This window comes from Serratia sp. D1N4, assembly GCF_054552755.1.
The window spans coordinates 3438346-3459570 of record NZ_CM137274.1 but is presented as its reverse complement, the minus strand read 5'-3'; the positions used below and the strand labels follow the sequence as shown (position 1 = coordinate 3459570).

The following is a 21225-nucleotide window of genomic DNA, read 5'->3' as shown; positions in this document are numbered from 1 at the left end:
CAACATATAGGAAGTTAGACAATAGAAAAGGCGAGTAATTAAGCATTACAATGGCTTTTTGACGGGCTGATAGGCGATGCAAAAAAATCGGTCTGTTTTTTAGGTATAATTTCAAGGTTTAAATAATATTCTTTTAAATCAATAAATTATTTATGTTGCAAAATGCATTAATGTGCACGGTAAAACCACAATAGTAGTCTTATTCTGAAAAGGCCTATACATGTTTATCTAAGGCTTGTTTCAATGGGTCAATAGTATAAGAATCTTAGCCCATCTATAGATGGTGATAAGTGCCGTTACCTGGTCAGCAAGGTGCTGCGTTCCCGTTTTACCGTGAACTGTGTCTCATCACATTGAGTGCAACCCCCCAGATTCATCATAAGGTGTGTGGTAGTCACGCCTTTTGATTCAAACATTTTCTACAGTGCATTGGTAGCTGAAAGCCAGGGGCGGTAGCGTGTAAAAAATTAGCATAACGGTTTGATGGTTTTTCACAATACAATGATTTAAAAGAGAAATTACTAACCCGCTAATGTGGTTACCCTGTCTGGCTCTGTTATACTTCTTGTTGTTTTTCGGTGGAAAAAAACTATGCAAAAGAGATTAAAGGCCGTGATTCCCGTGGCGGGTCTGGGTACACGCATGCTGCCTGCGACCAAGGCTATCCCGAAAGAAATGCTGCCGGTGGTGGATAAACCACTGATTCAGTACATCGTTAGCGAATGTGTTGCGGCAGGCATTAAAGACATCATTTTAGTCACGCACTCCTCTAAAAACGCGATTGAAAACCACTTTGATACCTCTTTTGAACTGGAAGCGGTGCTTGAAGCACGTGTAAAGCGCCAATTGCTTGCCGATGTGCAGGGGATCTGCCCGCCGGACGTGACCGTTATGCAGGTGCGCCAGGGGCAAGCTAAAGGCCTTGGCCACGCCGTGTTATGTGCCAAACCGATGGTGGGTGATGAACCTTTTGTGGTGTTGCTGCCGGATGTGCTGCTGGATGATGCCACTGCCGATTTGCGTAAAGAAAACCTGGCTAAGATGATCCAGCGTTTTGAGCAAACCGGTTTCAGCCAGATTATGGTTGAACCTGTGCCTGAGCAGGATGTGTCTAAATACGGCGTTGTAGACTGCGGTGGCGCAATGCTAGCCGCTGGTGAAAGCACCCCGATGACCGCAGTGGTAGAAAAACCCGCGCGCGAAGATGCCCCTTCGAACCTTGCTGTGGTGGGCCGCTATGTGCTTTCGGCCGATATCTGGCCACTGCTGGAAAAAACCCCGCCGGGTGCGGGCGATGAGATCCAGTTGACCGATGCAATTGCCATGTTGATGGAACAGGAAACCGTTGAGGCTTTCCATATGACCGGGAAATCGCACGATTGCGGTGACAAACTGGGCTATATGAAGGCTTTTGTGCAATATGGCCTGCGCCACCCGTCTGAAGGTGAAGGTTTCACCCAGTGGTTGAAGCAGACGCTAAACAGCAAGTGACAGCTAAGACCGCTGGCATGATCAGAAGATTCAGAGAGGGTTATCATGACTAAGATGTTGAAAGCCGTCATTCCTGTTGCTGGTTTGGGTATGCGCATGTTGCCAGCAACCAAGGCGATTCCAAAAGAGATGTTGCCGATTGTCGATAAACCGGTGATCCAATACATCGTGAATGAGTGCGTTGCCGCAGGCATCAAAGAAATTGTTCTGGTGACGCATTCCTCCAAGAATGCGATCGAAAACCATTTTGACACCTCTTACGAACTTGAAGCCATGCTAGAGGCGCGCGTGAAGCGCCAGCTGCTGGATGAAGTGAAGTCGATCACTCCGCCGGGCGTAACCCTGATGCACATTCGCCAGGGGCAACCTAAAGGGCTGGGGCATGCGGTGCTGTGCGCCAGGCCTTTGGTAGGAGATTCACCGTTTGTGGTGCTGCTGCCGGATGTTTTGCTGGATGACGCGAAAGCCGATCTGAAAAAAGACAACCTGGCGCATATGATCGCCCGCTTTAAAGAAACCGGTTTGAGCCAGGTGCTGGTGCAGGCGGTAGATGAAAGTGTGTTGTACAACTACTCGGTGGTTGAATGTGAGGTTAACACCTTACAGCCTGGTGAAAGTTCGTTCATGACGTCGATCATTGAAAAACCGAGCCGTGAGATTCAACTGAAATCTAACTACTCTGCCGTTGGCCGTTATGTGCTTTCTGCCGATATCTGGCCGATTCTGGAACAAACCACGCCGGGAGCCTGGGGGCGCATTCAGTTGACCGATGCTATTGCAGAACTGCTGAAGCAAAAACCGGTAGAAGCCATGAAGCTGGTGGGTGAGTCATTTAACTGCGGTGAAAAGCTGGATTACCTGCGGGCATTTGTGACCTTTGGCCTGCGCCACCCAACGCAGGGCAAGGCATTCCGCGAATGGGCAGAGAAGTTGGAGTTGTAAGAGTTGTATGTACTGCGGCCTTGCAAAGGAAGAGCGTTGTCAGCATGCATATCTCCATCATCGGCAACGATTTTTCTCTCACCGGCGCTAGGCCTTGTCGTAGTTACCGGCAAGGCCACAATAACGCAAAATAGATATTCGATTTCACTACTACAATTCGTATGAATTAATTTTATTAAAAATCATAAAGTTAAATATCGTTGGCTATAAAATGAACTATACATCACCATTCTGACAGTGAGCCCATTTTGAAAAGGCTGACAAGGTCTTTTAAAGGTAGCTTTGTAAGCTAATGGTATAAGAATCTGGTCATCACAATTTGATGTAAGTTCATATTTTGCGCGGTAGCGTATGGATTTTGTATTCGTGATGTTATGAAAAATCAGGTATTGACATATTTTTTATTTCCATAAAACGCGTTGAGCAAGTAAGTATTTACGCTAAAAACTCTCACTAGCAGTACTATAGTAACTGAGAACCAAGAGCAGTGACGAGCCTGCGTTACTTGGATTGGAAATTATAATTATTTGATTATGGTGAGAAAATGCAAGAGTCAATGGCGGTCTTCGTCGGCGCCCTTCTGATGTTGTTGGGGGCAAGAAAGGTCGCATTTTATATTGGTTTAGTGGATAAACCGAGTGCCCGTAAGAAGCATGATGGGCATATTCCGCTAGTAGGGGGGGTATCAGTTTATTTGGCACTGTGGGTGCTTTATGTGTTACACCCAGACTGGATGCCGCATTTTAGTCTTTACATGATCTGCGCAACAATTTTACTGATCGTTGGCGTATTGGATGACCGGTTTGATTTACCTGTATTACCAAGGATTGGGGTTCAGGCTTTGGTCGCTGCTGCCATGATGTGGTCTGGGCTGGTTTTGACAAGCCTTGGGCATGTTACTGCAGATATTGAGCTGGTACTGGGAGTGTTTGGCTACTCTTTGACCTTGCTTGCAGTATGGGGTGCAATCAATGCTTTTAACATGGTCGACGGCATTGATGGCCTGCTGGGGGCATTATCGTGCGTTACCTTTGCTGCCTTAGCCGTAATGTTCCAGCTAGGTGGTGACCCAGAACTTGCTAAATGGTGCGTGTGCCTGTTAGTGGCATCCTTGCCGTACATTATGCTGAATCTTGGTATCCCGATGGGGAGAAGATTCAAGGTGTTTATGGGGGATGCGGGTAGTACGCTGATTGGCTTTACCGTCATCTGGCTGCTGGTGCTAGCCACTCAAGGCGATAAAGCTGTGATGCGACCAGTATCGGCACTGTGGGTAATTGCGGTACCATTAATGGATATGGCGGCGATTATGGTGCGCCGGATCCGCAGAGGAAATAGCCCATTTAAACCTGACCGTGAGCATCTTCACCACATCCTGATAAGAGCCGGGTTAGGCCCACGCCAGACGCTTTTGGCCATTGTTGCTTTTGCAGCATTGCTGGCGACAATAGGCATTATTGGTGATAAGGCCGGGGTGCCTGAATTGCTGATGCTAGTGGGATTTTTGGTTGTTTTTGCAGCTTATTTTTGGTCTATTATCCGGGTTTGGAGAATTTTGACCTGGATCCGAAAACAGGCCATAAGCAAAGGATGAGTGAGAGCGGAAACTCACCTGCAAACAAGTGATTAGCGACTTGATTGGCAGGTGAAATACTCTTTGTTGAGTGACCTTCCGTTTACAGAACTCGAACGTTAGATTGGATTGCTTTCCTTATAATAGTGAATAATTGGATGATAAAAGTTACGTTTAAGCTGCTATCAGTATTGATATCAGCAAGTTTCATCAGCGGATGTACCGTGGTGCCGGGCTCACATTTATCGACGTCGGGCAAGACCGTTGTAAAGCAATCCGATGCAGATTTTAATATCAACAAGTTGGTCAATATCTACCCAATGACGCCCGGTTTGGTTGAGAAAATGCGACCAAAACCAGTTATTGCCCAAAATAACGCTGCATTAGAGCAGGATTTGCAAAGCTACGAATACCGCATTGGCATTGGCGACGTGCTGATGGTGACCGTGTGGGATCACCCTGAACTGACAACCCCTGCTGGGCAATACCGCAGCGCCAGCGACACTGGCAACTGGGTAAACTCCGATGGCACCATCTTTTACCCCTACATTGGCAAGCTAAAAGTTGCTGGCAAAACGATGGCAGAGATACGCACAGAGATCTCCAGCCGTTTGGCACAGTATATTGAAAGCCCACAGGTGGATGTGAGTATTGCCGCCTTCCGTTCGCAGAAAGTTTATGTGACCGGTGAAGTTGCTAAATCTGGCCAACAGCCCATTACTAACGTGCCATTAACCGTAATGGATGCCATTAACGCAGCCGGTGGCCTTTCTGAGAATGCAGACTGGCGCAATGTGGTGCTAACACACGATGGTAAAGAACAACGAATCTCTTTGCAGGCCCTGATGCAAAAGGGCGACCTGACGCAAAACCATCTGCTTTACCCTGGCGACATTCTTTACATCCCACGCAATGATGATTTGAAAGTGTTCGTGATGGGTGAGGTGAAGAAACAGACAACGTTGAAGATGGACCGAAGTGGCATGACGTTGACCGAGGCGTTAGGTAATGCCGAAGGTATGGATCAGGCTATGTCTGATGCGACAGGTGTGTTCGTTATTCGCCCATTGCGTGGCACGGAAGGGAGCAAGATTGCGAGTATTTATCAGCTGAATGCAGCAGATGCTTCTGCTCTGGTAATGGGAACTGAGTTCCAACTGCAACCTTATGACATTGTCTATGTAACCACAGCTCCGATTGTGCGTTGGAACCGTGTGATCAGCCAATTAGTGCCGACAATAAGCGGTGTACATGACATGACGGAAACTGTGCGTTTTATAAACCAGTGGAATTAATTTATGTTTGATTCAATTTTGGTGGTTTGTGTTGGTAACATTTGCCGTTCCCCTACTGGTGAACGGCTATTAAAAACGAAGTTACCAGATAAAGAAATATCTTCAGCAGGCTTAGGCGCTCTGGTAGGTAAAGCAGCAGATTCAACAGCCATTGAGGTCGCTAACCATAATGGTCTCTCGCTTGAAGGACATCAAGGTCAACAATTGACTGCATCGATGTGCCGAAGTAATGATCTTATTCTTGTTATGGAAAAAGGTCATATTGATGCGGTGTGTAAATTAGCCCCAGAGGTAAGAGGCAAGACTATGCTTTTCGGGCATTGGCTTGAACAGTGTGATATAGCAGATCCATATCGTCAAAGCCGCGAAGCCTTTGAGTTTGTATACCGTCTTCTTGATGAGTCTGCCCAAAAATGGGCTAATGCCTTAAGCCGATAGTCAGTTAGGACTTCCAATGTTAGAAAAAAATAAAATTAATGTGATAAATAGCGAAAAGTCGAACGAAATTGACCTAGGACGCTTATTAGTGACAATGATTGATCATCAATGGTTAATTATTGGTATTACGACTTTCTTTGCTGTCGTAGGAATTATATATAGTATTTTTGCAACGCCAATTTATAGAGCTGATGCGCTAGTTCAAGTTGAACAGAATGTAGGTAGTTCTCTTTTGAATAATTTATCGCAGATGTTACCAAATAGCCAACCTGAATCAGCAGCTGAAGTAGAGTTGATAAAATCTAGGATGGTTGTAGGAAAAACAATTCATGAATTGAATCTAGATACATCTGTAGGTGAAGCATACTTCCCGTTTTTTGGCAAAGGTTTTTCTCGCTTGAGGGGAGAAGCACCAGCAAAAATTGCTATCTCTCGGTTAAACGTACCAACGTCTCTGTATGATGAACCAATGCAATTGGAGGTTATAGATAAAAACTCTTATCAGCTAACTACTAATACTGGCATATCAATTGAAGGTAAAGTTGGTAAAGTATTGGAAGCACATAAAATAACGTTATTAATAAGCGAGATAGATGCTGAGCCTGGTGTGAAATTCAATATAATGAAACGGCCTGAAATATCGGTTGTGAATGATATCCTTGAAAATTTCAATGTTGCCGACAAGGGTAAAGATACAGGTGTATTAGGGTTGAGCTTGCTTGGCGAAAATCCAGATGAAGTTGTGACTATTTTAAATAAAATAACTCAAAATTACCTTTTGCAGAATATAGATAGGAAATCAGAAGAGGCAGCTAAGAGTTTAGTTTTTCTTAAAGAGCAACTTCCTTTAATTCGTAGTGCTTTAGATGGTTCAGAAGATAAACTTAACGCGTTTCGACAGAAAAATGATTCTGTAGATTTAAGTTTAGAAGCAAAATCAGTTTTGGATACAATGGTTTCAGTCGAAACTCAATTAAACGAATTGACATTTAAAGAAGCCGAAATATCTAAGTTATATACAAAAGAACATCCATCTTATCGTGCTTTGATGGAGAAAAGAAAAACACTCGAAGAAGAAAAAGAAAAATTGAATAGGCGTGTTAGCAAGATGCCTAAAACTCAGCAGGAAATACTTAGATTGACCAGAGATGTTCAATCTGGTCAAGAGGTTTACATGCAATTGCTGAATAAACAACAAGAGTTGAGTATAAGCAAGGCAAGTACAGTTGGGAATGTGAGGATTATCGACTCGGCAGTAGCAAAAATAAAACCAGTTCAACCTAACAAAGTTATGATTACTGTGCTTTTCACTGTTTTTGGTGGATTGATTTCAGTTTGCTTTGTAATGGCAAAAACATATTTACATAAAGGAATAGAGAGCCCACAAGAACTTGAAGAAGTTGGTATAAATGTATACTCAAGTATACCGGTATCTGAATGGCAACTGAAGAAAGACCGCGAATTCGTTACAAAAAACAAACACGGGAAGATTAATGCTAGAGCTAATGAATTACTGGCTGTAGGAAATCCTGCAGATTTGGCTATAGAAGCAATTCGTGGATTACGTACAAGTCTACATTTTGCAATGATGGAAGCAAAAAATAATATTTTGATGCTTTCTGGTGCCAGTCCAAGTATTGGTAAAACATTTGTTAGTGTTAACTTAGCTGCAGTTATCGCTCAGGCTGGAAGTAGAGTACTAGTTATTGATGCAGACATGCGTAAGGGTTATGCACATCAACTTTTAGGCGTGAGTTGTGATAAAGGCATATCTGATGTGCTCTCTGATCAGGCAACAGTAGATGAAGTTGTGAGCAAAACTTCTGTTGACAATCTTGATTTTATTTCAAGAGGACAGGTTCCACCAAATCCATCAGAGCTATTGATGCGTTCACGGCTTTCTGAATTACTTGCATGGGCAACAGAGAATTATGATCTTGTGTTAATTGATACACCACCAATTCTTGCTGTAACAGATGCAGCAATTATAGGGCATCATGCAGGCGCTGTATTGATGGTTGCTCGATTTGAAGCAAATACAGTTAAAGAGGTGGAAGTTAGCATTCATCGACTTGAGCAAAATGGTGTTGAGATAAAAGGTGTTATATTGAATGCTGTCGTCCAGCGTGCTTCTGGTTATTATGGTTATGCTAATTACGGCTATTATAACTACGAGTATAAATCTGACAAAAATTAGGTTTAATTAATAACATCATCGGTAGTTAATGTTGAACCACCGCCGGCAATTATGAAGATATAGTATACAGCATTATTGTGTTTGTTACTTATCTATACTGTGAAGAAGATATGCTAGAACTTAACAAAGATAAGTTTATTAAAAACATATCATGGAATCTAGTTGGCTTTGTTTTCCCAATCTTAGCTGCTATTGTAATAATACCATTGTTAATGAAAAATATTGGTATGGAGCGTTTTGGTATATTAACACTTATATTCGCCTTGATCGGCTTTATGAATATATTTGATTTTGGATTAACACGTTCAATTACAAACTCTGTGGTTAAGTATAGAAATAGTGAAACTCAACTACTAGCATCGATAAAAACAGGTTGGTTTATTATAGTTGTATTGCTATCTGTAGTTGCGTTACTTATATTATTATTTCATAGGAGTATTACTGAATCTATCTTTAATGTATCAAATGCTGTTCTGGAACAAGAAGTTAACAATAGCTTGTTAATAATTGCGCTTAGCTTACCATTTGTCATATCACAAGCTACATTTACAGGTGTGCTTGAAGCATTTGGTTGTTTCAAGAAAATTTCGTTAGCTAAGATACCCTTTTCAATTTTAATGTACTTAGTTCCTGCCATTGTTTCATTTTTTAACAATAGCTTACTATATATAACAATGTCACTGTGTATTTTAAGAGTCTTAATGGCTGTATTTTTCTTCATTCTAATGCACGAAGAATTAAAGCAGGCTACCCAAAATAGCTTATTGAGTGCAAAAATTCAGAAAGATATCGCGATTGAGTTATTTAAATACGGAGGATGGGTGTCGATTAGTAACATTATTGCTCCTATAATGTTGTATATCGATAGGTTTTTTGTTGCTTCAATCGTGGGTGCGAGTTTAGTTGCTTACTACACAACACCTTATGAAGTGGTTTCCAAAATGACCATTGTGGCTGTTAGCGTAAGTGGTGTACTATTTCCTATTTTGGCATCTAAGATACCTACAGAAATAAAAGTTGCCGATAAATTTTTCAAAAAATCCCTATTAGGAATATTTTTAATCCTATTTCCTCCCGTAGTTGTAGGAGTGTTATTTTCGGACTATATACTAACACTTTGGATTAATGACGTTTTTGCAAAACAAGCAAGTCTCATATTTAGTATTTTTTTAATCGGTTTCTTAATTCATGGTTTAATTCAGCCTGCCTTTACCTGGATACAAGCTTCGGGTAAGCCATATATAACCGCTATGGCTCATGTGTTTGATCTGACTTTCTATATTATATATTTTCCTGCTTTAACAAAGCATTATGGCATTGTTGGAGCTGCATCTGCTTGGGTCATTAGAGTGTCTATAAGTTTTATCGTTTTACATTCCATTAGATTATTTTTTTACAGGCGTAGCCTCAAATGAAGAGATATAATATTGTTGGTGCTTTTGATCGTCATAACTATGGCGATATATTATTTCCATTAATCCACTCTCGTTTTATTAGAGAAAATAATAATACTGATTCAAATATAGAAATTGATTTTTATGCCTTAAGTACATCGGATTTGACAAACGTCGGTGGTGTTATTACAAAGCCTCTGAAGGATTTACTAACATCAAATTCTTTAGAGAATGATAAGGTAATAATGTGTGGAGGTGATATTCTTACTGTTGATTGGATTAGTATGATCGGGCATATATCCAACAAGAGAGTTTACTTTGTATTAAGACAACTAAGAAAGATATTTGGAAGTATATTTTCTAATGAGTTAGTAAGATTGCTTTACAGACAAAAAAATAAGTACCCATATGTTCTTACCAAGAAAGATATAAAATCAGAAATATATTATACGGCTGTAGGTGGTTCAGGTTTTGAGCTAAATAGGAATAGCTATATAGACGCTATTCCTGCTGCATTAGAGGGAGTTGACTCTATCTCTGTCCGTGAGAATATAACTAGAGCATATTTAATCAAGCATGGAGTAAGCTGTGATTTAATTCCTGATACCGCGTTAATTATGTCAGATATGTATCCATTACATGAACTTGCAGAGTTAGATTGGACTAGCGATATTGAATATACTTCTGCATTTGATATTAATAACTATATCGTATTTCAAGCTGCACGTTATAATGTTGAGAGCAGACTTGAACTTGTTGAAAATGAAATTAGGGTTATTTTACGCGAAACAAAAAAGTCAATATTACTACTACCAATTGGTAGAGCTACTGGTCATGAAGATCATGTTGTTTTGGAAAAGTTATATAGCAAGTTATCTGTAGATGGTTTAGCTGTGGCAATACAGAATAGCGAACATGTTTTACACATTATGTCATCTCTCGCTCATGCGAGTGCTTACATTGGAACAAGTTTGCATGGTGCCATTACATCATATTCTTTTGGTCATAAGGTTTGTGCCTTCTCGACGAATGAGGTGAAAAAACTTCAAGGATATCTTGAGGCATGGTTAAAAAAATCTGATTATCATTTAGTTGAAGATGTAAAGTTTTCTACAGGTTTTATTTCCCTTTGTAAAAATTCTTTTTCTATCGAAAACTTAGATGGTTTAGATATTCAAAAGACAATGGTAACTATGGAGATGGGTAAATACTTATGAAAAAAGCTTTACCCAAAATAAGTATCATTCTTGCAACTTACAATGGCGGTAAGTTCATTGGTGAGCAAATCGAGTCCATATTAGATAACTTATATTTTGATAAACTAGTAAAGGAGATCATCATAACTGATGATGGTTCTTCAGATGATACAGTAAGTATTTTAAGGCAATATCAATGTTCTAATGAAAAAATAAAAATTTTAGAGAACAATACCAATGTTCATGGCGTCGTTGCTAATTTTTCTAGAGGTATCATTGCATCTGATTCTGAGTATATAATGTTGAGTGATCAGGATGATGTCTGGTTGAAAAATAAAATATCACTTTCATATGATAGAATAAAGAGGCTTGAATCCGAATCTGAAAGTGATGTTCCTATACTTGTTTTTACTGACTTAATGGTTGTAGACGAAAATCTTGCTTTATTATCTGATTCTTTCTTTAAACATCATAAAGTTGAAATTAAAAATTTTATCAATTTTAATTCATTGATTCTGAACAATATTGCACCCGGTTGCACCTGTATTATAAATAGAAAACTTATAGATATTGCTTTACCTATTCCAAAAGAAGCACTAATGCATGATTGGTGGTTTGTTCTTATTGCAAAGTCATTAGGCGTATTAGATGTAATTCCTGATGCTACGATCCTTTATAGACAACACAGCAACAATGTTATTGGGGCTAAAAAGGTAAAATTAGTATCAAAGTTGCTTAACATTCGTAATGTTGTCAATAATTATGGCAAAACACTTGAGAGTAAAAAAAAGCAAGCTGTCAAACTACTCACGCTCAAAGATCAATGTGATCTTAAGGTTGTAAACTCAATAAATTATTTTAAATCCTCTGTTTTTTTTCCTGTTATATGGGAACGTTCATTTTCAAGGAAAATACTAGCACTAATCTCGCTGCTTTTCTGTAAGTGAATTATTTCTATCATTTTTAATCCATAAAGAACTTACACTATGAATAACTTCACTAACGCGGAAACTAAAATGATACGCTTCATTGTCGTCGTGCCAACTTATAACGGAGGGGAAGTGTGGGATTCATCTGCCAGAAGTATTAAAGATGCTAGCAAAAATATGAGTGCATGCTCAGGCGTATATATCATTGATTCAGAAAGTACTGATAATACATGTATGATCGCTAGGCAGTATGGAATAAATATAAAAATTATTTCAAAAAATGAATTTAATCACGGAGGGACAAGAAATTTAGCTTTAGAGTTTTGTAAGGATGAAGATGTTATTGTTTTTTTGACGCAAGATGCAATTGTCGACGATGAAATATCAATTCAGAAACTGATATCCACTTTTGAAATGGAGAAAGATATTGTTGCTGCTTATGGATGTCAACTTCCACATTATGATGCAAATCCTATAGCCTCCCATGCTAGGGCTTTTAATTACAAGCAAGAAAGCTATGTAAGTGGGATCTTTTCTAAGCAAGATATGGGGATAAAAACTGTCTTCATGTCTAACTCTTTTTCAGCATACCGTGCCTCAAAATTTAAAGAGCTAGGTGGTTTTCCTTCAAATACTATTCTTTGTGAAGATATGTATTTTACAGCTAAGGCTGTTTTGGCTGGTTACAAAGTTGCCTATGTCGCCGATGCAAAAGTTCGTCATTCCCATAACTATTCGGCAATTGAAGAGTTTAAACGCTATTTTGACATAGGTGTTTTTCATCATGATGAATCTTGGATCAGAAATTCTTTTGGCAGCGCTGGAGGGGAGGGGAAGAAATTTATTTTATCAGAATTCAAGTATCTGATAAAAAATGCACCTTTATGGATACCTATGGCATGTCTTAATAATGCTTCAAAAATTATTGGCTATAAATTAGGGCAGAACTATAGAAAAATCCCACTGAAGTGGAGGAAAAAGTTCAGTATGCATAAACGTTATTGGGATAACGTCTCGGATTAACAGTCGTACTATGAAGGGTAATTCTATGGGTGCATTAAGTTACTCAAAAAAAATTAATTTTGTAAAGTTTTCTCTTGCTCTATCTGATTTTTTATTTTTCACTCTATCATTATTTATGAGTATTAGTCTGATTGGTTTATTTGGTGAGGATATCAATAAATTCATACCAGAAACAGAAATGCCAGCTCGTTTGCTAACGCATGTAATGCTGGCGGCACTTTGTGTCGGGTGGTTTTGGATAAGACTGCGTCATTACACTTACCGTAAACCATTTTGGTTTGAGCTTAAAGAAATATTCAGAACGTTGCTGATTTTTGCTGTCCTCGATCTGGCTTTAGTTGCTTTTTCTAAGTGGCAGTTTTCCCGTTACGTTTGGGGGCTTACTTGGGTATTTACTTTAGTATTAGTACCGTCAGCTCGAGTTTTAGCTAAGCACCTCTTGAATCGATTTGGTATGTGGCAGAAGCATACAATTATCATTGGAACAGGAAAGAATGCCCGTGATGCATATGCAGCATTGCAAAGTGAGGAGGTGCTCGGTTTTGCAATATGCGGTTTCTTCTGTAGCAGTAAGATCTGTGATGAGGAATTACTTGGCATACCTGTTATTAATAATGAACAGGAGTTATGGAAACAATGCGACCCAGAAACGACTCAGTTTATTGTTGCTTTGGAATTTGAAGAGCATTCGTTGCGTGACGATTGGCTGAAAAATTTGGCAAAACATCACTGTCGTTCTGTCTCCGTGATCCCAACACTACGTGGTGTACCACTATATGGTACTGATATGTCGTTTATTTTTAGCCACGAGGTAATGATCCTGCGCGTCAGTAATAATCTTGCTAAGAGAACCTCGCGTTTTCTTAAGCGTGCTTTTGATATTGGTTGTTCGACGGTGATTATCACCATGCTTTCTCCTATTTTGCTTATATTGACTTATCTGGTATCTAAAGATGGTGGAAAAGCTATCTACGGCCATGAGCGTGTTGGGCGAGACGGAGTTAAATTTAAATGCCTTAAATTCCGCTCAATGGTAATTAATTCGCAAGAAGTACTACATGAACTATTAGCAAATGATGCTGAAGCATATGCCGAGTGGAACAAAGACTTCAAGCTTAAGAATGATCCGCGGATTACTCGTATAGGTAGATTTATTCGTAAAACTAGCTTAGATGAACTACCACAGTTATTTAATGTGCTGAAAGGTGAGATGAGCCTTGTGGGTCCACGACCAGTGATTGAAAAAGAGCTTGAACGATATGCTGGGGATGTTGATTATTACCTAATGGCCAAACCTGGTATGACTGGTTTATGGCAAGTTAGCGGCAGAAATGATGTCGATTATGATACTCGCGTATATTTTGACGCATGGTATGTAAAAAACTGGTCCTTGTGGAATGATATTGCTATCCTTTTTAAAACCATAAGAGTAGTCTTAAGAAGAGATGGTGCATATTAAACCATTTAGCTGCTTTGAACCATATGAAAATTGTCGTGCTGATGTATCATAAACTTGTTAATTACTTATTAACTATACAATGATGAAATATAGCTGATGTACGGTATTGACTTATGCGGTGAAATTATTTTGGCGATGTGTCAAAATATTGCATTCATTAATTTTTCGCTTTTCTAAGTTCCTAATTCTATACTTTTAAATTTAGTGGGTATGGCTAACTAGTTTTGTAAGCTTTTTAAGTAAAGTATATTGAGATAATATAAATGATAGTTAATAAGAGTCTTGTTTTTTCCGTCATTATTTCGTTCAACCCTGAAATGGCTAATTTACTAAAGCTAGTTAGAAATTTGAATGAACAATGTATAACATCTGTGGTAATAGATAATGGAACGTTACATGAGAGTGATGTTAATTTATTATCTAAAAGTTGCAGTGTAATTCGGTTAGATAGCAATGTAGGTATAGCAAAAGCACAAAATATCGGTATTGATTTTTCTCGCGAACATGGTGCTGAATATATTTTGTTTTTTGACCAAGATAGTGAGATTACTGACTCCTTTGTTGATTCATTACTGAGTGATTATGTTACAGTTACTGAGTTAAGTGATTACAAAATTGCCACGATCGGGCCAGTATTTACTGATTCTAGATATGGTTTTTTCTATAAATTCATTCGGTTGAATAAATTTGGAATGCGAAAGAAAATTAATCCTGAATATGAAAGAAAACCATTTGAAGTCACTATGATAATCTCTTCAGGATCTCTCATTCCTATTAGCGTTCTAGATGATGTTGGGAATATGAATGAAACGTTATTCATAGATTATGTCGATACAGAGTGGTGTCTTCGGGCGGTAAGTAAAGGTTATAAATTATATGTTGCAACGTCAGCAACAATGGCACATACAATTGGTGACAAAATGGTTTCTTTGCTAGGATTTAACATACCCGTACATTCACCGTTCAGACGTTATTATAGAGTAAGAAATGCATTGATCTTCTCACGTATGCCACACATTCCAGTTCTAATGAAAGTAAGGGATAATTTATTCAATGTTGTTCATCAGATGATTTTGATTTTAACTCAAAAAAATAAAATGGAATATTTTCGCTCAATGATTAGAGCTGTTAAAGATGGTATAGCGAACAGATAGTTTCGATATTTTCCATTGTAATTATATATGTGATCTTTTACGAGAAATGGAGAGGGCTTGTGTTTTTATTCTAGCTACTAATATAACATCTAGGTTACTCTTCTTCGTTATTTCTGTGGACACTATTCAAATTAGCTGAATATGTATTTTTCAATGAATGTTCGATAACTTATTTATGCGAAATTAATAACATAACTCCATTGTTTATTGAGTTCGGAGATAGTACCACAGCAGCTTGAACTACAGGAACGAGGTTATCTTTGTGTGGATCGAACTTTTAAAGTACAGGCGAGGGTGTTAACGCTGTTTAGTTTTCTTGTGGTATTCTTAGTACCAAGACCTTTAATATATCTCAACTATCTGCTCTCCGATATCAGATTTATGGACCTTACAGGTGTGCGCAAACTGAAATATGCGATATCAATAGTATCCTCGCCAAACAATATGCCAGATAAAAAGGACAACGAATATTAACACGTTGGTATGAGCAAATTTCAGAAGTGTATATTATTCAAAAAATTGGAGCCATTACCGATCTTCTCAATTCACACTAATGATCCGATTTAGCGATGAAGATTTGTAATCCTTGTAGTCGAAAGTATCACGCAAACTGGATCACTACTTTGGAAAGGCATTTAGAGCAAGCTTAATTATACTCGAGTTGCGATATGAAAAAAACATTTCTTAACCCAATGTATTTATTTGGTTTTTCGTTTCTTTTGGCTATTTTTTTATATGAGGCGCAGTTATCTGGCTTGTATAAAAATGGCAGTCGCTTAATAACTATTGTTATGGTTTTTATATGTATAGTATCTATAGTGATAGGCTTTTTTTTCAATGGGATGTTTAACGGAAAATCTATAAGAAATAGAGAGGAATTTGATAGAGATAAAATAATGTGGCCAAACGCTTTATTTGTGGTCATTGGGTTTGCTATAGAGTGTGCAGCTAGCGGGCTAATACCATTGCTTGTTGTAATTCAAGGTTATAACTATGAATATAGAGACTTTGGGATTAAAACTTTTCATGTTTTTTACATGAGTTACACATCTGCCTTTTCAATAATATGCTTTAACCGATATCTTGATTCAAAAAATAAAAAGTTACTTATATACGCAATGCTTGGTGTTTTGGTATCAATATTGATAGTTAGCAGAGGAGCTACAATGCTATTAGTATTACCTATGACGTTAATGTATTTCGCAAAAAGAAACTCAAGTAGAAAAGTGAAGTTGAAAAGTAAGATTGCTATAATTGTATTTTTTATTTCTGGTATTATACTCTTTGGATTCCTTGGCGATAAGAGAATGGTTGCTTCAGGTTACACTAGTGAAGATGCAATTATGGATATTGGTATCGCTAATGATGCATTTAGAAGGGCCCCTTCAGGATTCTTCTGGGTGTATTTATACGCGTCCTCACCATATGGAACACTTGCTGCTCAAGAAAGATTTGATAATGTTAATAAAGGTACAATTAAAGATTTTGTTATTGGCTCTATCATTCCTGATTTTATCAGCAAGCATTTGCAGGAGGAGGGGAGTATTGGATTTCAACCAAAAAGATTAACTCCAGAACTTACAGTAGGATCCGGTTTTAGTGTGGCTATTGCTACATTCGGGTTTGCTGGTATAACACTTTTGTTTTTATGGATGGTTTTCTTGTCTTTCTTGTTTGCATGGTTGAATAAGAACAAGTACATGGTTGAGATCTGTGCAATACTTTCCTCATCTGCTGCTTTAATGGTTTTTGATAATATGTTTATATTTAGCTCATGTGTAATGCAACTCGTAATTATAACAATATTTTCAAGAGTTAGAATTGGGAACTATCATTTTATATAAAAGCATGTGATAAATTGCCATCACCTTCCTTATTCTTATTGAACACCTATGGAATATTCATTGGTTGGGAAGTATTATGAATAGAAGACGATTAGTTTTGGGGGCAATGGCAGGTATTTCCGGACTGTATACATTTAGTTCCTCGGCCAGACAAGCAATACCTCTCAGTTCACCACTCAATAATGTCACAGAGATAAATCTAGCCCTTGTTGACTCAAGTGGCAGCAATTGTAACTTAAGTTCAAAGTTGGTGGTGAAATATGATGCTGTACCCTATAACGAGATGGGGGTATCACTTGCAGATTGGATATTTGGTAATGTAAGGTCAATATTTTTATATCTAGATAAAAGTAAAGTTGAAAAAATAAAAGATGGAAAATCAGTAGATATAACTAGTGAACTCTCATCGGCTATGAGTGATAATGTGGCAATATTTCTCCCGAATGGAAATTATTCAATATCTAAAACTATAAGCGTTGGGGTGAACTCATCTCTTATTGGAGCCGGTGCGAGAAATGTATACATAGATAATCAGAGTGCAGATCATGCCTTTAAATTTCCTATCGGATATGCGCGTGGAGTGAAGGATTTTTCTGGGTTTAGTATTGGTTGTAAAGCCGAAACGGCAAAGGATATGTATGCTTTTTATTTTGATGAAGCCAGTTACGGCAAGTTAGATTACTCAGGTGGTTGGAGATTTATTGGTATTGAACTGAATGGTAAAGGTATGGGAGGGGGGTGGTATCTACAGGACTGTTTTAGAGTGACAATAAGAGATTGTGGCGCAACCAGTTTATCAAACCCATTTTATATAGTTGGCAGCGTAGTACAACTAACAGTGGATAATTTTGTCAACAATGGTGATGATTACCCAGATACAAAGTTAGGTAGTTATGGTGTATATATGGCTACAAAAAAATATACGGACGGTAATCATATTAAGATGCCTGAGGGGATAAATTTTATTAACTGTAAATTCGTTCATCAGGGAATAGGAGCATATGCATTAGGGTTATATGTTCAGTTTGTTAATACAGAGTTTGACTATTCAGAAAAGTGCGGAGGGTTGTATGCTGGTGGTGACAAAGTGGATTTTATAAATTGCTATGTCGCACCGCAATTGACACGGAGTGACGACTTTGTTGGCTTTCTTATATCTGCAATGACTCAAAATTCGCCAGAGCCAGTTTTGATATCAAATTGTACAATTAACATGCAAGAAGGGAGAGGCGGAAAGTCCTATGGCATCGTGGTTAGTGGCGAGACAACTTATATAAAGAGTGTAAAAATAGAAAATTGCTTCTTTAGAGGGACTGGTTATGATGCAGGTATTATAGCGAAAAAAATTAACGGCGTTGTATTATCGGGTAATACTTTTAAATTTTCAGGGCTAAGTATAGTTATAGAAAGTGCTAAGAATTTCACTATGACGAACAATTATAGTATGGGCGAGTTCGTAATACCTGAGCCTAAAGGTGATAACTGTTGGATAATAACTGGCAATATTGGTGATTTTCAGGGAGTGAATCTTAGTGACGCTTCAAGTTGCTTGATTATTAACCCCGGTTTAAGTAGGAAATTTTAAATGTCTTACACGAACACCAAGTCAATGGGAATATGTTTTTTTCTCTGGTATTTGTAGTGGAAATATACCTTCGACGTTGATGAAGTCGGATGAATATCTGTACTCATTAGCACCATGTCATCTTACAATTAAGCTATTTTTAAGTTTAAAAAGAGCCAGTTCTACGGTTAGGACATTAAGGTTTACTCAATTAGTCACAGAGATTGTTTACTGATTGATTAGAGCTTAGGACATTCGTGGGTTCCTACTTGCTATAATTGTTCGTACCACTTAGTGCGATTACGCCAAAAAGATAGGGATAGCGGTTATTTTTCTCAGCATCGGGATACACTTCTGCTGTGCATTTTATGCCAGTCTATGCCTATTTTAGGATGAATTGATTTCTACCTCACCGAAAGCGGGCCTGTATAGTTATTTTGCAAAAACTGGCACTATTCCTATTCTTTACCAGATAGCCCCTTTATTGAAGTAATCGGGTAGTTGTCAAAAATTTCGCAGGTAGAATAGAACGTAACTGAAATCATGATTTTTAGTGCCTGATGCGTTTATGAGGAACAAAAATGGCAATTTTAGTCATTGTCTGTGCCTGTTACATTGGTTCCCACACCGTTCTTGTTCTATTGGATCGTGGCGAAGATGTGGTTGTGTTAGGCAATCAATCTGTCCAATGCATCTAAAGAGTCACTGCAATGTGTGGAGCAACTGACGGGCAAGCAGCGATCTTTTATCAGGTTGACATTCAGAATGCTGAGTGTTTGAGCTTCATTTTTAATGGTCAAAAGATTTCTGCGGTGATCCAATTTGACAGGCTTAAGGCCGTGGGGGAGTTCACCCACAATTCGTTTGAACTTTACTAAAATAATGTTTCTGGCACTTTGTTTTTCTTGAATGAAATGCGCCGCGCTGGTGTGTATCAGTTTATCTTCAGTATGGGGCCAAGCCCCGGTGCCTTATGTCGAGACCACGCCGATCAGCGGCACCACCAGCCCGTATGGTATATCTAAACTGATGGCTGAGCAGATCCTGCAGGATCTTGCCAAGGCGGAACCGCAGTTTGCAATTATTGCCCTGCGTTGCTTTAACCCAGTTGGTGCCTATGAGTCAGGACTGATTGGTGAGGATCCTAATGGTATCCCTAATAACTTTTTACCCTACATTTATCAGGTAGCGATTGGCAAATTGGAAAGATTATTTTTTGGTGGTGATTATGCAACCAGAGACGGTACCGGTATGTGATTATATCCATGTTATGGATCTGACTGAAGGATACTTGATGGCGATCTCCCGGCTTTCTGGGCTGATGCCAAACTGGCCAAGCATAGCTTGGTTGGAAAGCGAAACGTGTCATAGCTGCCATCATGCGTGACACTTGGAATTAGCAGCGGAAAAATCTTAAAGGTTACTATTAGCGAATACATTGTTAGTACTTGGCTTCGCTTATCCGTATTCTAATCACTGACGCTAAGTTTTTTGTACCATACGCATTGTATTGAGTGAGTTTTCTGTCTGTTTGATTTTGTATTTTATTTCAAACTTCACGAACAGTAGCAATAACGTCACTGCTTGGTGGAGCTTTGTACATTTTAATCGTGGTGGCTGATCATTGGTCAGTTAGAGCAGTTATAGAGGGTTATATGAAGATTATCGTTACTGGTGGTGCTGGTTTCATTGGTTCGGCTGTTGCCCGGCATATTATCAATAATACCAATGACCAAATCCTGGTGTTGGATAGCCTGACCTATGCAGGTAATTTAGAATCGTTGAAAACGATCGCAGGCAGTGAGCGTTATCAGTTTGCGCAGGTAGATATTTGTGATCGGCCAGCATTGGATCGCACCTTTGCTCAGTTTAAGCCCGATGCGGTGATGCACCTAGCGGCCGAAAGCCATGTTGATCGCTCCATTGATGGCCCTGCGGCGTTTATTGAAACCAATATTGTGGGCACCTATACCCTGCTGGAGGCCGCACGCCTGTATTGGCAGGGCCTGGATGAGGCGGCGAAAAAAGCATTCCGTTTTCACCACATCTCAACTGACGAAGTGTATGGTGATCTGCACGGTACTGAGGATCTGTTCACAGAAACCACGCCTTATGCGCCAAGCAGCCCTTATTCCGCTTCAAAAGCTTCTAGCGATCACTTAGTCAGAGCGTGGCTGCGGACCTATGGCTTGCCGACCATCGTGACGAACTGTTCAAATAATTACGGCCCCTATCATTTCCCAGAAAAGTTGATACCGCTGACGATCCTCAATGCACTAGAAGGGAAAGCGTTACCGGTCTATGGCAATGGCGCACAAGTGCGTGATTGGCTTTACGTTGAAGATCATGCCCGCGCCTTATACCTGGTGGTTTGTGAAGGTGAAGTGGGTGAAACCTATAACATCGGTGGCCACAACGAGCGGAAAAATATTGAGGTCGTACAAACGATTTGCCGTCTGTTGGACGAGTTGGTGCCAAATAAGCCAGGTAACTTAGCAAAATATGAAGACCTGATCGCCTTTGTTACCGATCGCCCCGGCCATGACATGCGCTACGCAATCGATGCGTCGAAGATTGAATGTGAACTGGGGTGGAAACCGCAAGAAACTTTTGAAAGTGGGATTAGAAAAACCGTTGAATGGTATCTGGCTAATGAAGCCTGGTGGAGCCGCGTAAAAGACGGTTCTTATGCAGGTGAACGGCTTGGTCTGACAAATTAATTTAAG

General features: G+C 39.2%; 15 protein-coding genes and 1 pseudogene. All 16 read left to right on the top strand.

The window, feature by feature from the left end; translation table 11 throughout:
* Positions 1-591: 591 nt before the first annotated feature.
* The 16 genes and pseudogenes from galU (ACX1CU_RS15515) to rffG all read left to right on the top strand — a co-directional run bounded on the left by galU (ACX1CU_RS15515) (position 592) and on the right by rffG (position 21219).
* On the top strand, positions 592-1491 hold the full coding sequence (gene galU / locus ACX1CU_RS15515; RefSeq protein WP_459399168.1) for a UTP--glucose-1-phosphate uridylyltransferase GalU: 900 nt from the start codon (positions 592-594) through the stop codon (positions 1489-1491).
* 45 nt (positions 1492-1536) lie between these two features.
* The gene (gene galU / locus ACX1CU_RS15510) at positions 1537-2433 is read left to right on the top strand and encodes a UTP--glucose-1-phosphate uridylyltransferase GalU (RefSeq protein ID WP_459399167.1); all 897 of its coding nucleotides are present in this window, start codon (positions 1537-1539) and stop codon (positions 2431-2433) included.
* 544 nt (positions 2434-2977) lie between these two features.
* Complete coding sequence (wecA, locus tag ACX1CU_RS15505) at positions 2978-4027, top strand: UDP-N-acetylglucosamine--undecaprenyl-phosphate N-acetylglucosaminephosphotransferase (protein ID WP_459399166.1); 1050 nt, start codon at positions 2978-2980, stop codon at positions 4025-4027.
* A gap of 137 nt (positions 4028-4164) precedes the next feature.
* Positions 4165-5301: a polysaccharide export protein gene (locus ACX1CU_RS15500; protein WP_459399165.1), complete on the top strand. Its 1137-nt coding sequence runs from the start codon at positions 4165-4167 to the stop codon at positions 5299-5301.
* Positions 5302-5304: 3 nt separating this feature from the next.
* Positions 5305-5739 carry an arsenate reductase/protein-tyrosine-phosphatase family protein gene (locus tag ACX1CU_RS15495; RefSeq protein WP_459399164.1) on the top strand — a complete coding sequence of 145 codons (435 nt, stop codon included), beginning with the start codon at positions 5305-5307 and terminating at the stop codon, positions 5737-5739.
* A gap of 16 nt (positions 5740-5755) precedes the next feature.
* Positions 5756-7936, top strand: coding sequence for a tyrosine-protein kinase Wzc (wzc, locus tag ACX1CU_RS15490; RefSeq protein WP_459399163.1), 2181 nt, complete (start codon positions 5756-5758; stop codon positions 7934-7936).
* 110 nt (positions 7937-8046) lie between these two features.
* The gene (locus tag ACX1CU_RS15485) at positions 8047-9351 is read left to right on the top strand and encodes a flippase (RefSeq protein WP_459399162.1); all 1305 of its coding nucleotides are present in this window, start codon (positions 8047-8049) and stop codon (positions 9349-9351) included.
* Entirely contained in the window at positions 9348-10547 is a 1200-nt protein-coding gene (locus tag ACX1CU_RS15480; protein WP_459399161.1) for a polysaccharide pyruvyl transferase family protein, read from the top strand. Before ACX1CU_RS15485 ends, ACX1CU_RS15480 begins: the two co-directional genes overlap by 4 nt.
* The gene (locus ACX1CU_RS15475; protein ID WP_459399160.1) at positions 10544-11473 is read left to right on the top strand and encodes a glycosyltransferase family 2 protein; all 930 of its coding nucleotides are present in this window, start codon (positions 10544-10546) and stop codon (positions 11471-11473) included. The genes ACX1CU_RS15480 and ACX1CU_RS15475 overlap by 4 nt, the downstream gene beginning before the upstream one ends.
* Positions 11474-11545: 72 nt before the next feature.
* Positions 11546-12478 (top strand): glycosyltransferase family 2 protein, encoded by a 933-nt coding sequence (locus tag ACX1CU_RS15470; protein ID WP_459402829.1) that lies wholly within the window; start codon positions 11546-11548, stop codon positions 12476-12478.
* A gap of 25 nt (positions 12479-12503) precedes the next feature.
* A complete protein-coding gene (wbaP, locus tag ACX1CU_RS15465) occupies positions 12504-13937 on the top strand; it encodes an undecaprenyl-phosphate galactose phosphotransferase WbaP (RefSeq protein ID WP_459399159.1) in 1434 nt (477 codons plus the stop codon).
* A 263-nt stretch (positions 13938-14200) separates the two neighbouring features.
* Positions 14201-15091: a glycosyltransferase family 2 protein gene (locus ACX1CU_RS15460; protein ID WP_459399158.1), complete on the top strand. Its 891-nt coding sequence runs from the start codon at positions 14201-14203 to the stop codon at positions 15089-15091.
* A 668-nt stretch (positions 15092-15759) separates the two neighbouring features.
* Complete coding sequence (locus tag ACX1CU_RS15455) at positions 15760-16935, top strand: oligosaccharide repeat unit polymerase (RefSeq protein ID WP_459399157.1); 1176 nt, start codon at positions 15760-15762, stop codon at positions 16933-16935.
* A gap of 76 nt (positions 16936-17011) precedes the next feature.
* A complete protein-coding gene (locus ACX1CU_RS15450) occupies positions 17012-18520 on the top strand; it encodes a hypothetical protein (protein ID WP_459399156.1) in 1509 nt (502 codons plus the stop codon).
* Between the two features lie 560 nt (positions 18521-19080).
* Positions 19081-19899, top strand: a pseudogene (locus ACX1CU_RS15445) (GDP-mannose 4,6-dehydratase).
* A 255-nt stretch (positions 19900-20154) separates the two neighbouring features.
* Positions 20155-21219: a dTDP-glucose 4,6-dehydratase gene (gene rffG, locus ACX1CU_RS15440; protein ID WP_459402828.1), complete on the top strand. Its 1065-nt coding sequence runs from the start codon at positions 20155-20157 to the stop codon at positions 21217-21219.
* Positions 21220-21225 lie beyond the last annotated feature (6 nt).